Genomic DNA, 12,782 nt, shown 5'->3' with positions numbered 1-12,782 from the left:
TCAGGCCCATACCCGTACCAACCCCTCGGCCCGGCCCCCCGCCCCGCGCCCTCGGTAATATGCCAAGCCCGCACAGCGAAGCCCCAGTCGTGCGGTGCAGGAGGCATCATGCGCGCGCGTTCCCGACCCCCCGTCCAAGGCCGAGGCATATTCACCGGCACTGGGCTGATCATCACCTGTCTCGCGGCGACCCTCGCCGCCCTGGTCTTCCCGATCTGGTCGTACGCCGACCGTACGGACCCGACCGGCACGGTGAACGTGCTGAGCGCCCAGACCGTGTCGACCCGCTACGGCCCGCTGTCCGCCCTGGACCGGGACTTCATCGTCAAGGTGCGGCTCGCCGGGCTCTGGGAGCTGCCGGCCGGGGAGATGGCGGAGCAGAAGGGCACCACCCAGGCCGTACGGGCCGCGGGCCAGCACCTCGTCGACGGGCACGCCGCCCTCGACGCACACGTCCGCAGCGTCGCCGCCCAGCTCGGCGTGCCGATTCCCAACCAGCCCAACGACCAGCAGCAACAGTGGCTCGCCACGCTCACCGAGGCGCAGGGGCAGGACTTCGACCGGCAGTTCGCGAACATCGTGCGGCTGGCCCACGGCCGGGTCTTCTCGGTCGTCGCCCAGGTCCGTGCCGGCACCCAGAACACCCTGGTCCGCGATCTCGCCGACGACGCCAACACCACCGTCCTGGACCACATCAAGGTCCTGGAGGCCACGGGGTACGTCGACTTCGCCGCCCTGGCGCAGCAGTTGGCGGTCACGCCCTCCCCCGCCGCCTCGCCGCCGGTCTTCGCGCCGAGCGACGCGATCCCGGTCGTACCGTCACCGGTACCGGCCCCGCCGTCGGCCTCGGCATACCCGCTGCCGCCCGCCGCCTCCAGCCCCCCGCCGCCCGACAGCCCCTGACCTGCACGGGAAACGGAACGTCACGTACCGACAACACTCGGTCCGGAATGTGAACAGAGCATGGCGTTTCCCAAGCCTCTGGCATAGAAACGCGTCATGTTCTGGGTCCTTCTCCTGCTCCTGGCCTGGGCCGTCGCCGGCACCGCCTGCACTCGGCTGTGCCTGGCCGCCGTACGCACGGCGGCGACCGACACGGACACGGGCCGAGGACACGATCTGACGCTGTACGAGGCCGCGTTCCTGTCCGGCGGGCCCGCGCGGGTCGCCGATCTGACCCTGGTGTCCATGGCCCGCCAACAGCGGCTGCTGCTCGCCCACACCGGCTGGGCGACCGTCGTGGACCCGCGTGCGCGGGACGAGATGGAACGGTCGGTGATAGGTGCCATCGGGCCCGAGGGGCAGTCGCGGATAGCGCCGGTGCGGTCGGCGGCGGCCGACGCGGACGCCGTGCGGAGCCTCGGCGAGGGGCTGGTGCGGGCCGGGCTCGCGGTGCCGGACGCGGCGGCGCGTACGACGGTCGCGTCGGGCGTGCGCCAGGTCCGGGCCGCCGCACTCGCCGTGTTCGGTCTGGCGGTGGCCGCCCTGGCGCTGCCCGCCCCGACCGAGATGCCCCGCGACCTGGTCGCCGTGTGGTTCGCACTGCCCCTCACGCTGACGCTGAGCTGCCTGGCCATCGCCCGCGTCGAGGTGCACCCGTACGCGCGCTGGGCCTCCCCGGCGGGGCAGCGGCTGCTGGGCGGGCTGCACCGGCGGGCGAACCGGGCGGCCGACGACCACTCGCTGCTCGCCTCGGTCGCCGTCCGCGGAATCCGCGCGATCGGCGAACCGGAGCTGCGTGCGGCCTTCGCACACCGGGACCAGCTCCCGCGGGAGTGAGCGGGGGCGTACAGGGGCATTGGCGCCGACACCGGCCGATGGTGCTTGCGTTCTCCGACAACCGGTCGAAATATCCCTTTTATTGCTGCCGTGCAGTCGCTGCGGTGCCGTTGCTGCCGCGCCACGCAGCGACCGCACCGAAAGGGATACGCATGAGAGCCCCCGCCCTGTATTCGGCAGCCGGGTCCCTGATCCTGACCACCCTGGCCGCCGCCCCGGCCGGGAGCGCCCCCCGCGTCCCGGACGCGGCGGCGGCCGAACTGCGCGGTACCGCCGTGGCCGCCGCGCGGGCGCGCGCGGAGGGCATCGACTTCGGCAGGTGTGCCGCCGGACTGGACTACCCGAGTTCCTTCCAGTGCGGCACGCTGAGCGTCCCGCTGGACTACGCGCACCCGGACGGCAAGCAGATCAGACTGACCGTCAGCCGGGTGCGGGCCACCCACAAGGACCCGCACAACAGCAAGCGCAAGGTGCCCCGGCAGGGCGCCCTGGTCTACAACCCGGGCGGCCCCGGTGCCTCCGGCATGGCCTTCCCGATGGTCGGCGCACTGCCCGAGTGGAAGCGCCTCGCCGCCGCCTACGACCTGGTGGGCTACGCCCCGCGCGGGGTGGACCGTTCGGCGCCGCTGTCCTGCGTGGACCCCAAGCGTTTCTTCAAGGCGCCGTCCCCGGCGCCGACGCACCCGTCGGCGGCGTACAAGAAGGCGCGGGTCGCCGAGGCGAAGGCGTACGCGCGCGGCTGCCTCAAGCGGTCCGGGAGCAGGCTGAGGTACTTCACCTCGCTCAACAACGCCCGTGACCTGGACGTGCTGCGCGCCGCGCTCGGCGAGAACCGGCTGACCTTCATGGGCGCCTCCTACGGCACCTACTTCGGCGGGCTGTACGCCACCCTGTTCCCCTCGCACGTACGGCGGATGGTGCTGGACTCGGTGGTGAACCCGGACCCGGCGCAGATCTGGTACCGCTCCAACCTGGAGCAGTCGGCCGCGTTCGAGAGCCGCTGGGCGGACTACCGCGAGTGGATCGCCGAGCACGACGACGTGTACGGGCTGGGCAACACGGCCGCGAAGGTGCAGGCGAGTTACGACCGCGCGAGCAAGCGGCTGGCCAAGAAGGCGGCCGGCGGGAAGGTCGGGCCGGCGCAGTTGCAGGGCGCCTTCCTGACGGCCGGGTACTACGACGACTACTGGCCGAGCCGCGCGGAGGCGCTGTCGAAGTTCCTGAAGGGGAACGCGAAGCCGTTGGTCCGGCTGGCGTCGCCGACGCCGGCGACGGCCGCCGCGGCGGAGAACGGCAACGCGGTCTACACGGCCGTCGAGTGCAACGACGCGGCCTGGCCGACGGACTTCAGGACCTGGGACCGGGACAACACCCGGCTGGCGCGGGTGGCGCCGTTCGAGACCTGGGACAACGCCTTCATGAACCTGCCCTGCGCCTACTGGCCGGTGCCCCGGCAGAAGGCCCTGGACGTGCGGACCGGTCCCGGTGAGCTGCCGCCGACGCTGATCCTTCAGGCGGAGCGGGACGCGGCCACACCGTACGCGGGCGCGCTGGAGATGAACCGGCGGCTGGCCGACTCGGTGCTGGTGACCGAGCGGGACGCGGGCACCCACGGCATCGGCGGCGGCCCCAACAAGTGCGTCAACGGCTATCTTGAGGCCTACCTGCTGGAGGGCCGGCTCCCGGAGCGGCGGGCGTCCTGCGCGGGGCACCCGGAGCCGAAGCCGGCCGGCCGTGCCCAGCAGAAGAAGCTGCGGGACTCCCTGAAGGGCAAGGCCGACCAGCGCTGAGCGTCGTCAGGCGAGGCCCGCGACCAGCTCCGCGACGTCCTTGCGGCGTCCCGTGTAGAAGGGGACCTCCTCGCGGACGTGCATCCGGGCCTCGGAGGCGCGCAGATGACGCATGAGGTCGACGATGCGGTACAGGTCGTCGGCCTCGAAGGCCAGGATCCACTCGTAGTCGCCGAGCGAGAACGAGGCGACCGTGTTGGCCCGCACGTCCGGGTAGCCGCGGGCCATCTTGCCGTGGTCGGCGAGCATCCGGCGGCGGTCCTCGTCGGGCAGCAGGTACCAGTCGTACGAGCGCACGAACGGGTACACGCTGACGTAGTTGCGCGGCGTCTCGTCGGCGAGGAAGGCCGGGATGTGCGAGCGGTTGAACTCGGCGGGGCGGTGCAGCGCCATGTTCGACCAGACCGGTGCGAGGGCGCGGCCCAGCTTCGTGCGGCGGAAGAGGTTGTACGCCTCCTGGAGCTGGTCGCTGTCCTCGGCGTGCCACCAGATCATCAGGTCGGCGTCGGCGCGCAGACCGGAGAGGTCGTAGGTGCCGCGCACGGTCACCTCCTTGGCCGCGAGCTGGTCGAACAGCTCCTGGACCTCGTCGGCGTAGCCCGTGCGGTCCTCGGGCAGCACGTCCTTCAGCTTGAAGACCGACCACAGGGTGTAGCGGATGACCTCGTTGAGGTCCTTGGCCAGCTTGCCCTTGTTCGGGATCCGCTCGGAGGCGGTGGTGGGGGCGTCGTCACTCATGGTCCTTATTCTCCCGCTCCGCCGTGCAGGCTCTGCACCGGGTTGGCGGTGAGCTCCCGCACCGCCGCCAGGTCACCGCCCAGCTGGTCGACGGCCGCGTACGCGCTCGCGATGCAGGCGGGGATGCCCACCCCGTCGTACTGGGCGCCGCAGACCGCCAGGCCCGGGAGCTCGGCGACGTGCTCGCGGACGCGGGCCACGCGCGCGTGGTGGCCGACCGGGTACTGGGGCAGGCCGTCGGTCCAGCGGGTGACCCGGGTGGCGACGGGGTCCGCGGCCAGGCCGGTGGCCGCGCGCAGGTCGTGCCGGGAGACGTCGACGAGGTCGGCGTCCGCGCGTCCCAGCACCTCCGTCTCGCCGTACCGCCCGACCGAGGTGCGCAGCACGACGACATCCGGGTCCTCGTCGGCGATCCAGCCCCATTTCTGGGAGGCGAAGGTGGCGGCCTTGATGGTGCGGCCGTCGACGGGCGGCACCAGGAAGCCGCTGCCCTCGGGAAGGGCAAGGTCGGCGCGGCGGTAGGCGAGGGTGATCAGGGCCATCGAGGCGTACTCGACGGCGGCCAGTTCGGCCGCGGCGGCGGGCGCCTCGGCGCGCAGCAGGGCGGCGGCGACGGGGGCCGGGACGGCGACGATCACGGCGTCCGCGTACAGCACCCGGTCGCCGGCGACGACCCGCCACCCGGTGTGCGAGCCGCCGGGGGCGACCCCGCCCGCCTCACGGTCCCCGTCCGCCCCGGTGGTCGCCCACGGGAGGCCGGATCCGCCGGCCGGCGAGCCGTCACGGTCGAAGTCGCCTGCCGCGCCCGGTCCCACCCGGCGCAGTTCGGTCACGGGTGCGCCGGTGACGATCTCGCCCCCGCGCGCCCGGACCGAGGCGGCCACGGCGAGCGGCAGGGTGCCGACGCCGCCGTCGATGCCCATGAACACCGGGCCCGTCTGCTGGTTGGCGGCCGCCTTGGCCTGGATCTCGCGGACGGCCTCGGTCAGCGAGTCGTGCGTCCTGGCGGCCTGGTAGAGCTGGGGGACCGCCGAGCGCATCGAGATGCGGTAGGCGTCGCCCGCGTAGACCCCGCCGAGCAGGGGCTCGACCAGCCGGTCGACGACCTCCCGCCCCAGCCGCCCGGCCACGTACTCCCCCACCGCGACGTCGTCGCCGACCTCGGTGCGGGGCAGGTCGGCGTCGCGCTCGATACGCGCGAGGCCCTCCTCGGACAGCACGCCGGACAGCGCGGCGGCGGTGCCGGGGACACCCATGACATGGCCTTTGGGCATGGGGCGCAGGGCGCCCCGGGTCCAGATCGAGGCCGTGGCGGTGGCCGGCCGCCGCAGCCGGTCGTCAAGACCCACCTCGCGCGCGAGGGCGACCGCCTCGGGCCGGCGGGCCAGCATCGACTCGGCGCCCAGGTCGACCCGCACGCCCGCGATCTCGCCGGGCAGCAGCTTGCCGCCGACTCTCTCCGAGGCCTCCAGCACGGTCACGCGCACGCCGCGCTCCAGCAGCCGGTGGGCCGCGGCCAGCCCGGCGATCCCGGCGCCGATGACCACGACGTGCTGCCCCGTGCCCGTACCCGTTGCGCTCATGACCCCCACTCTCTCAGACCCCGCCGACACTCCCGCCCGGGCCCGGTGACCCGTACGCGTCCGGACCGTGACCGCATCGGGATCAGCGCGGTCAAACGTCCGGCCCCTCCCCGGCGTCGAAGGAGCGTCAGTCATCACGTCCCCCGGGGGAAACCATGCGACATCCCGTACGACCCGTTCTCGCCGGCCTCCTGCTGGCCGCCGCCCTCGTCCTCACCGGATGCAGCGCGGGAGGCGACTCCGGCGGCTCCGCGAGCGATGCCGGCGACGCCAAGGCAGCCGTGGGCAGCGCGGCCCAGGAGGCGGCGGGCTCGGCAGGCGCCAAGGAAAGCAGCGGCAAGGGCACCGACAAGGCCCCCACGCTCACGGTGAACCACATCATCCGCACCGCCTCCCTGACGGTGCAGGTCAAGGACGTGCCCCGGGCCCTCGACGAGGCCCGCACCACGACCGAGAACGCCGGCGGCTATGTCGGCAACGAGACCACCACCCGCGGCTCCCACGGCCGTGAACGCACCCGCGTGGTCCTCCGGGTCCCCACCGATAAGTACGACGAGGTGCTCACCGACCTCCAGGGCGCGGGCAAGCTCCTCGACCGCACCGCGAAGGCCCAGGACGTCACCGACCAGGTGGTGGACGTGGACAGCCGCATCAAGTCGCAGCGGGCCAGCGTGGCCCGGGTCCGCGAGCTGATGGACCGGGCCACCAAGCTCAGTGACGTGGTCACCCTCGAAGGGGAGTTGAGCAGCCGGGAGGCCGACCTGGAGGCGCTGCTCGCCCAGCAGGCGACCCTGAAGGACCGCACCAGCCTGGCGACCATCACCCTGTCGCTCACCCAGACCCCGGTGGCCAAGGCCGCGAAGGAGGACACGCCGGGGTTCGTGGACGCGCTGGCGGGCGGCTGGCACGTCTTCGTCACCATGCTGCGCTGGATCGCCCTGGCGCTGGGCGCGGCCCTGCCCTTCGCGGCCCTGGCGGCCCTGGTCGCGTTCCTGTGGTGGCGGGTCGTCCGCCGGCGCCGCACGCCCGGCGGGGAGACCTGAGCAAGCCCGAAATTCCGTCGCCCCGTAGCGTGTTCGCATGGACATGAGCGGTGGACGGGAACGGCTGGTGGTGATCGGCGGGGACGCGGCGGGCATGTCCGCGGCGTCCCAGGCACGCAGGCTGCGGGGACCGGACGAGCTGGAGATCGTGGCCTTCGAGCGCGGTCACTTCAGCTCCTACTCGGCGTGCGGCATCCCGTACTGGGTCGGCGGTGACGTGGCGGAGCGGGACCGTCTGATCGCCCGCACGCCCGAGGAGCACCGGTCGCGGGACATCGATCTGCGGACGCGCACCGAGGTCACCGAGATCGACGTGGCCGGGAAGCGGGTACGCGCGCGTGACGTCGATTCCGGCGCCGAGTCCTGGACGTCGTACGACAAACTCGTCATCGGGACCGGCGCCCGCCCGATCCGTCCCGACATGCCGGGCGCGGACGCGCCGGGGGTGCACGGCGTGCAGACCCTGGACGACGGCCAGGCCCTGCTCGACACGCTGGCACGCACGCGTGGCCGTCGTGCGGTGGTCGTCGGCGCCGGCTACATCGGCGTCGAGATGGCCGAGGCGATGATCAACCGGGGCTACGAGGTGACGGTCGTCAACCGCGGCAGCGAGCCCATGTCCACGCTCGACCCGGACATGGGCCGCCTGGTGCACGAGGCGATGGAGGGCCTCGGCATCACCATGGTCAACGACGCCGAGGTCACCAAGGTGCTCACCGGCCAGGACGGCAGGGTCCGAGCGGTGGCCACGGAGGACGGCGAGTATCCGGCGGACGTGGTGATCCTGGGTATCGGTGTCCGCCCGGAGACGGGCCTCGCCCAGGCCGCGGGCCTGCCCGTCGGCGAGCACGGCGGCCTGCTGACCGACCTGGCGATGCGGGTCCGCGGTCACCAGGACATCTGGGCGGGCGGCGACTGCGTGGAGGTCCTGAACCTGGTCTCGGGCCAGGAGCAGTACATCCCGCTGGGCACCCACGCCAACAAGCACGGCCAGGTCATCGGCACCAACGTGGGCGGCGATTACGCCACGTTCCCGGGGGTCGTCGGCACGGCGGTGAGCAAGGTCTGCGACCTGGAGATCGCCCGCACCGGCCTGCGTGAGAAGGACGCGCTGCGGGTGGGCCTGCGGTTCGAGGCGGTCACCATCGAGTCCACGAGCCGCGCCGGGTACTACCCCGGCGCGAACCCTATGACGGTCAAGATGCTCGCGGAACGCCGCACGGGCCGCCTCCTCGGCGTCCAGATCGTGGGGCGCGAGGGCGCGGGCAAGCGGGTCGACATCGCGGCGGTGGCCCTGACGGCAAAGATGACGGTGGACCAGATGACAGCCCTGGACCTGGGCTACGCACCCCCGTTCTCACCGGTGTGGGACCCGGTACTGGTGGCGGCGAGGAAAGCGTCGGCCAAGGTGCGCAAGGGGACCTCTTGAAAGAGGGGCACAGGAACACACCCAGGGGCGCGGGGAACTGCGCGACCCGCCCCCACGCACCCGCACCCCGCAACGCGTCCTAGGCCGTCCCACTGATCCTCGGCAGAGAAGTGACCCCGGCTCCACCCGGCATGGTGGCTGGAGGCTGCGGTTCGGTCCCCGGCCGCGCCGCATGCGCCGCCGCCGGCCGAGTCGACCGCAGCCGATTGCTCACCGCCTCGTCCAGCGTCACCGGCCGCTGCATCTGCGCCGCCAGCCGTCCCGCCTCCTGACCGAGCCGCGCCACGTCCTCCCAGGGAAGCCGCACGACAAGAGAGATCTCCGCCTCACCGTCGGGCATGGCCTGCATGGGAGGGAACCCCTGAGAAGCAACCCGCTCGTTCATCGCCTGGTCCTCACGTCGCCTGAAACATCACCTGAAGCTCATCGGTCGCAAGGACATACGCACCCGCGCGTGCCGACGTTCACCGAGCCGCTCCGCGCTTCGGGCGCCCCCGCCCTGGGCACTAGTGAGCTGTGGTCATACCCGTCCATGACGTCAACCCGGTGCGGCGCACGCCGTACGTGACGTACGCGCTCATCGCCGCGAACGTCCTCGTCTTCCTGTTCACGCCCGGCATAGCCGGCTCCGTGGCCGGCGGGAGCGATCTGGCACAGCTGTGCCATCTCCAGGCCTTCACGGACCACTATGCGGCGGTCCCCAGAGAGCTGATCCACCATCAGATGCCGCGGCTGGTCCCGACCGGCGCGGCGGGCATCGGCCAGAACGGCCCCGGCTGTGTCGTCGGACCGCCTTCCTACGACAAGTCGCCGGTGCTGTCGGTCTTCACGGCGATGTTCCTGCACGGCAGCTGGCTGCATCTGCTGGGCAACATGCTGTTCCTGCTGATCTTCGGCAACAACGTCGAGGACCGGATGGGCCACGTCCGGTACTTCCTCTTCTACGTCGTCTGCGGCTACGCGGCCGGCTACGGCTTCGCGCTCCTCAACGACACCTCGGCGGACCCGCTGATCGGCGCGTCCGGCGCGATCGCCGGCGTCCTGGGCGCCTATCTCGTCCTCTACCCGAGGGCCAGGGTCTGGGTGCTGGTGCCGTTCCTGGTCTTCCTGCCACTGCGGCTGCCGGCCTGGCTGGTGCTGGGCTTCTGGTTCGTGCTCCAGGCCGTGTACTCGTCCGGTGAGGGCGTCTCCGACGCCGGCACGGTGGCGTACGCGGCGCACATCGTCGGCTTCCTCGTGGGCATGCTGCTCGCCTGGCCGCTCAAGCCGGGCACGCCCCCGCCGCCGGAACCGCGCGGCCTGCTGTTCGGCAGGCGGGCCCGACCCCGGCACGGCTGGTAGCGGACGGGGTCAGCGGGCCGTCTCGGTGTGGACGTACTCGACCAGCCGGGTCAGCGCGTCCGGGTCGGTGGAGGGCATCACGCCGTGGCCGAGGTTGAAGACATGGCCTTCGAGACCGGCGGCCGCGTCGAGCACCTCGCGCGCCTTGGTCTCCACCGCGTCCTTGCCGGCGAACAGGACGGTCGGGTCGATGTTGCCCTGGAGCGCCTTGCCGGGGCCGACGCGGCGGGCGGCCTCGTCGAGCGGGACGCGCCAGTCGACGCCGACGACGTCCGCGCCGGCCTCGCCCATGAGGTTCAGCAGTTCGCCGGTGCCGACGCCGAAGTGGATGCGCGGGACGCCGTATCCGGAGACGGCCTCGAAGACCTTCGCGGACGCGGGGAGCACCGAGCGGCGGTAGTCGGCGGGGGCCAGTGCGCCGGCCCAGGAGTCGAAGAGCTGCACGGCAGAGGCGCCGGCCTCGATCTGGACCTTGAGGAACGCGGCCGTGATGTCGGCGAGGCGGTCGAGCAGGTCGGCCCAGAGCTCCGGGTCGCCGTACATCATCCCCTTGGCGTTCTCGTACGTGCGCGAGGGGCCGCCCTCGACGAGGTAGCTCGCGAGGGTGAACGGGGCGCCGGCGAAGCCGATCAGCGGGGTCGGGCCGAGCTCGCGGGTGAGCATGCCGATCGCCTCGGTGACGTAGGAGACGTCCTCGGGGGTGAGGTCCCGGAGCTGGGCGAGGTCGGCGCGGGTGCGGATCGGGTGCTCGACGACCGGGCCGACGCCGGGCTTGATGTCGAGGTCGATGCCGATGGCCTTGAGCGGGACCACGATGTCGCTGTAGTAGACGGCCGCGTCCACATTGTGCCGGCGGACGGGCTGGAGTGTGATCTCGGTGACCAGCTCGGGCCGCATGCACGACTCCAGCATGGGGATGCCCTCACGCACCTTGCGGAACTCCGGCAGCGAGCGACCGGCCTGCCGCATGAACCACACGGGGGTGTGCGGCACGGGTTCACGCCTGCACGCCTTCAGGAAGGCACTGTCGTACGTCGCTGTCGGCTGCTGGCCCGCGGGGCTTCCGTTCGCACTCACGACGGCAAGTCTCGCACGCCCCCGAACCCGGTGCGGCCCCGGCCCGTGCGGGGCCTCGGGTGCGGCCTTAGGTGGTGTCTCTCCCTGCGCGAAGGCGTCGTTCCCCTTACTCTTCCCCGCATGGCTGCGGCTCAGGGACGACTGTCGGACGGCGCTGGCGGGATGGGCGAGGGGAAGGGCACCGAGGAGGGCGAAGGACATACGGGGAGTACGGCGCCACCGGCCTTCCGAGCCGCGGTCGACGCGCTGCGCGGCGCGCGGCTGCGGCCGCAGGTCGAGGTGGAGCCGACGCCCGCACCGCAGCGTCTGGCCCCGTTCGCGTACGCCGTGGAGGCGGCGGTGGTCGACGGCGAGCAGGACCTCGCCGACGGCCGTCTGGTGCTGCTGCACGACCCGGCCGGGCACGACGCCTGGCGGGGGACGTTCCGGCTGGTCACGCTGGTGCGCGCGGAGCTGGAGCCGGAGATGGCGGCCGATCCGCTGCTGCCGGACGTCTGCTGGTCGTGGCTCACCGGTGCCCTCCAGGCGCGCGGCCTGTCGTACGGGGAGCCGAGCGGGACCGTCACGCGGGCGAGTTCGCACTACTTCGGCGGGCTGTCCGAGCGCCCCGCCGCCTCGCAGATCGAGATCCGGGCCTCGTGGACGCCCCGGGAGGGCCGCGCCGGGGTCCCGGACACCGCGGCGCATCTTGCCTCCTGGTGCGATCTGCTGGCGCAGGTGGCGGGGCTGCCGCCGGCCGCTCCGGGCGACGCCTCGGTGGTCACGCTGCCGCAGCGCCGCGACCCGCAGGCGCGCTAGCCGCCGCCTCGTTCCGTCAGTGTTCGAGGACCCGTCCACCCGGGTCCCGTCGACTCACCCTTCGTTGACCATCTCTTTGTCGATACGGCCACTTTCTGTCCCGTACGACAACAGCCCGAACCGATTCGATCTTCGGATGATCGATCGCGTGTCCGAATTGCACGTATTGTTACTCACCAGATCGTGATCATTCTCTAAAGGCGGACGGGTTTGATGCCGAAGACGACTGTGACCTTGAAAGCACGGTTCGTCCCGGCTTCTTCCCCACAAGCCGGCCCCCGTCCCCCACCCCAGGAGGCCTGGTGTCCGTTCTCCTCGAGCAGCCCGCAAGCCTGGTCGCCTACCGCCCGAACAAGCCCACCGCCATGGTGGTCGTGGCCGACCCGCGCGTGCGCTCCACCGTCACCCGCCACCTGTGGGCGCTCGGCGTGCGCGATGTCATCGAAGCCTCGTCCATCGCGGAGGCTCGTCCCCGCATCGGCAACCCCCGCGACATCTGCGTCGCCGACGTCCACCTCCCCGACGGCTCCGGACTGACCCTCCTCTCCGAGACCCGCGCCGCCGGCTGGCCCAACGGCCTGGCCCTGTCCGCCGCCGACGACATCGGCGCCGTGCGCAACGCCCTGGCCGGCGGGGTCAAGGGCTACGTCGTCACCGGCACCCGCACCAACATCGGGCTCCCCACCCGACCGGGCGCCGCCCCCATCGGTTCCGCCGCCGCCCGTATGCACCGCCGCCCCCCGGGTGCCCCGAGTCACCCGGGCGGCTACCGCGAGCTCTCCGGCCGTGAGGTCGAGGTGCTCCGACTGGTCGCGGAGGGCCAGTCGAACAAGGCGATCGGCGTCTCGATGGGCCTGTCCGCCCTCACCGTCAAGAGCCACCTGGCCCGAATCGCCCGCAAGCTCGGCACGGGCGACCGCGCCGGGATGGTCGCGGTCGCCCTGCGCACCGGCATCATCCACTGACCGATCGCTCATCCCGCACTCCACCGTTCAGTGACGTGAACCGGATCGGCCGCTGATCCGCTGTCACGTCCTACGACGACGTCCCCCGTTCGTGGACCTGATCTTTCACCGACCTGACTGGTTTACGACCCTCCGGGGGGCGGGGGGGGCACAGGGAGGGCGGCGCGAGCGGGGTGATCACCACCGCCAAGAAGGACAAGAAAAAAAACCACAACACAACACACAAAACGAAGAGACTG

12 protein-coding genes are annotated in these 12,782 nt (G+C 72.2%); 8 read left to right on the top strand and 4 right to left on the bottom strand.

Going from position 1 to position 12,782, the window contains the following annotated elements; all coding sequences use genetic code 11:
• The first annotated feature begins 108 nt into the window (after window positions 1-108).
• The 3 genes from ACWGJB_RS36535 to ACWGJB_RS36525 all read left to right on the top strand — a co-directional run bounded on the left by ACWGJB_RS36535 (window position 109) and on the right by ACWGJB_RS36525 (window position 3,569).
• Window positions 109-903, top strand: coding sequence for a DUF4142 domain-containing protein (locus ACWGJB_RS36535; RefSeq protein WP_453384341.1), 795 nt, complete (start codon window positions 109-111; stop codon window positions 901-903).
• A gap of 96 nt (window positions 904-999) precedes the next feature.
• The gene (locus ACWGJB_RS36530) at window positions 1,000-1,779 is read left to right on the top strand and encodes a TIGR04222 domain-containing membrane protein (RefSeq protein WP_453384340.1); all 780 of its coding nucleotides are present in this window, start codon (window positions 1,000-1,002) and stop codon (window positions 1,777-1,779) included.
• Window positions 1,780-1,931: 152 nt separating this feature from the next.
• Entirely contained in the window at window positions 1,932-3,569 is a 1,638-nt protein-coding gene (locus ACWGJB_RS36525; protein ID WP_453384339.1) for an alpha/beta hydrolase, read from the top strand.
• Between the two features lie 6 nt (window positions 3,570-3,575).
• Here the strand turns inward: ACWGJB_RS36525 and hemQ are convergent, their stop codons facing one another.
• Together hemQ and hemG are read right to left on the bottom strand one after the other, a co-directional pair.
• Window positions 3,576-4,307, bottom strand: a complete 732-nt coding sequence (gene hemQ / locus ACWGJB_RS36520) for a hydrogen peroxide-dependent heme synthase (protein WP_453384338.1) — start codon at window positions 4,305-4,307, stop codon at window positions 3,576-3,578.
• A gap of 5 nt (window positions 4,308-4,312) precedes the next feature.
• Entirely contained in the window at window positions 4,313-5,890 is a 1,578-nt protein-coding gene (gene hemG, locus ACWGJB_RS36515; RefSeq protein ID WP_453384337.1) for a protoporphyrinogen oxidase, read from the bottom strand.
• Between the two features lie 155 nt (window positions 5,891-6,045).
• Here hemG and ACWGJB_RS36510 point away from each other — a divergent pair, with 155 nt between their 5' ends.
• Window positions 6,046-6,933, top strand: a complete 888-nt coding sequence (locus ACWGJB_RS36510) for a DUF4349 domain-containing protein (RefSeq protein ID WP_453384336.1) — start codon at window positions 6,046-6,048, stop codon at window positions 6,931-6,933.
• A 37-nt stretch (window positions 6,934-6,970) separates the two neighbouring features.
• Complete coding sequence (locus tag ACWGJB_RS36505) at window positions 6,971-8,362, top strand: FAD-dependent oxidoreductase (RefSeq protein WP_453384335.1); 1,392 nt, start codon at window positions 6,971-6,973, stop codon at window positions 8,360-8,362.
• Window positions 8,363-8,441: 79 nt separating this feature from the next.
• Here the strand turns inward: ACWGJB_RS36505 and ACWGJB_RS36500 are convergent, their stop codons facing one another.
• The gene (locus ACWGJB_RS36500) at window positions 8,442-8,747 is read right to left on the bottom strand and encodes a hypothetical protein (RefSeq protein ID WP_453384334.1); all 306 of its coding nucleotides are present in this window, start codon (window positions 8,745-8,747) and stop codon (window positions 8,442-8,444) included.
• Between the two features lie 131 nt (window positions 8,748-8,878).
• Between ACWGJB_RS36500 and ACWGJB_RS36495 the strand changes: the two genes are divergently transcribed.
• Window positions 8,879-9,703, top strand: a complete 825-nt coding sequence (locus ACWGJB_RS36495; RefSeq protein WP_453384333.1) for a rhomboid family intramembrane serine protease — start codon at window positions 8,879-8,881, stop codon at window positions 9,701-9,703.
• Between the two features lie 9 nt (window positions 9,704-9,712).
• Here the strand turns inward: ACWGJB_RS36495 and hemE are convergent, their stop codons facing one another.
• On the bottom strand, window positions 9,713-10,780 hold the full coding sequence (hemE, locus tag ACWGJB_RS36490) for a uroporphyrinogen decarboxylase (RefSeq protein WP_453384332.1): 1,068 nt from the start codon (window positions 10,778-10,780) through the stop codon (window positions 9,713-9,715).
• A 120-nt stretch (window positions 10,781-10,900) separates the two neighbouring features.
• Between hemE and ACWGJB_RS36485 the strand changes: the two genes are divergently transcribed.
• Both ACWGJB_RS36485 and ACWGJB_RS36480 read left to right on the top strand, forming a co-directional pair.
• A complete protein-coding gene (locus tag ACWGJB_RS36485; RefSeq protein WP_453384331.1) occupies window positions 10,901-11,578 on the top strand; it encodes a DUF3000 domain-containing protein in 678 nt (225 codons plus the stop codon).
• 302 nt (window positions 11,579-11,880) lie between these two features.
• Window positions 11,881-12,543 (top strand): response regulator transcription factor, encoded by a 663-nt coding sequence (locus ACWGJB_RS36480; protein ID WP_123973178.1) that lies wholly within the window; start codon window positions 11,881-11,883, stop codon window positions 12,541-12,543.
• The last annotated feature ends 239 nt before the right edge of the window (window positions 12,544-12,782 follow it).

Source organism: Streptomyces sp. NPDC054813 (assembly GCF_053611365.1).
Note: the sequence above shows the minus strand (reverse complement) of the source record. Positions and strands in the feature narration are given on the sequence as shown.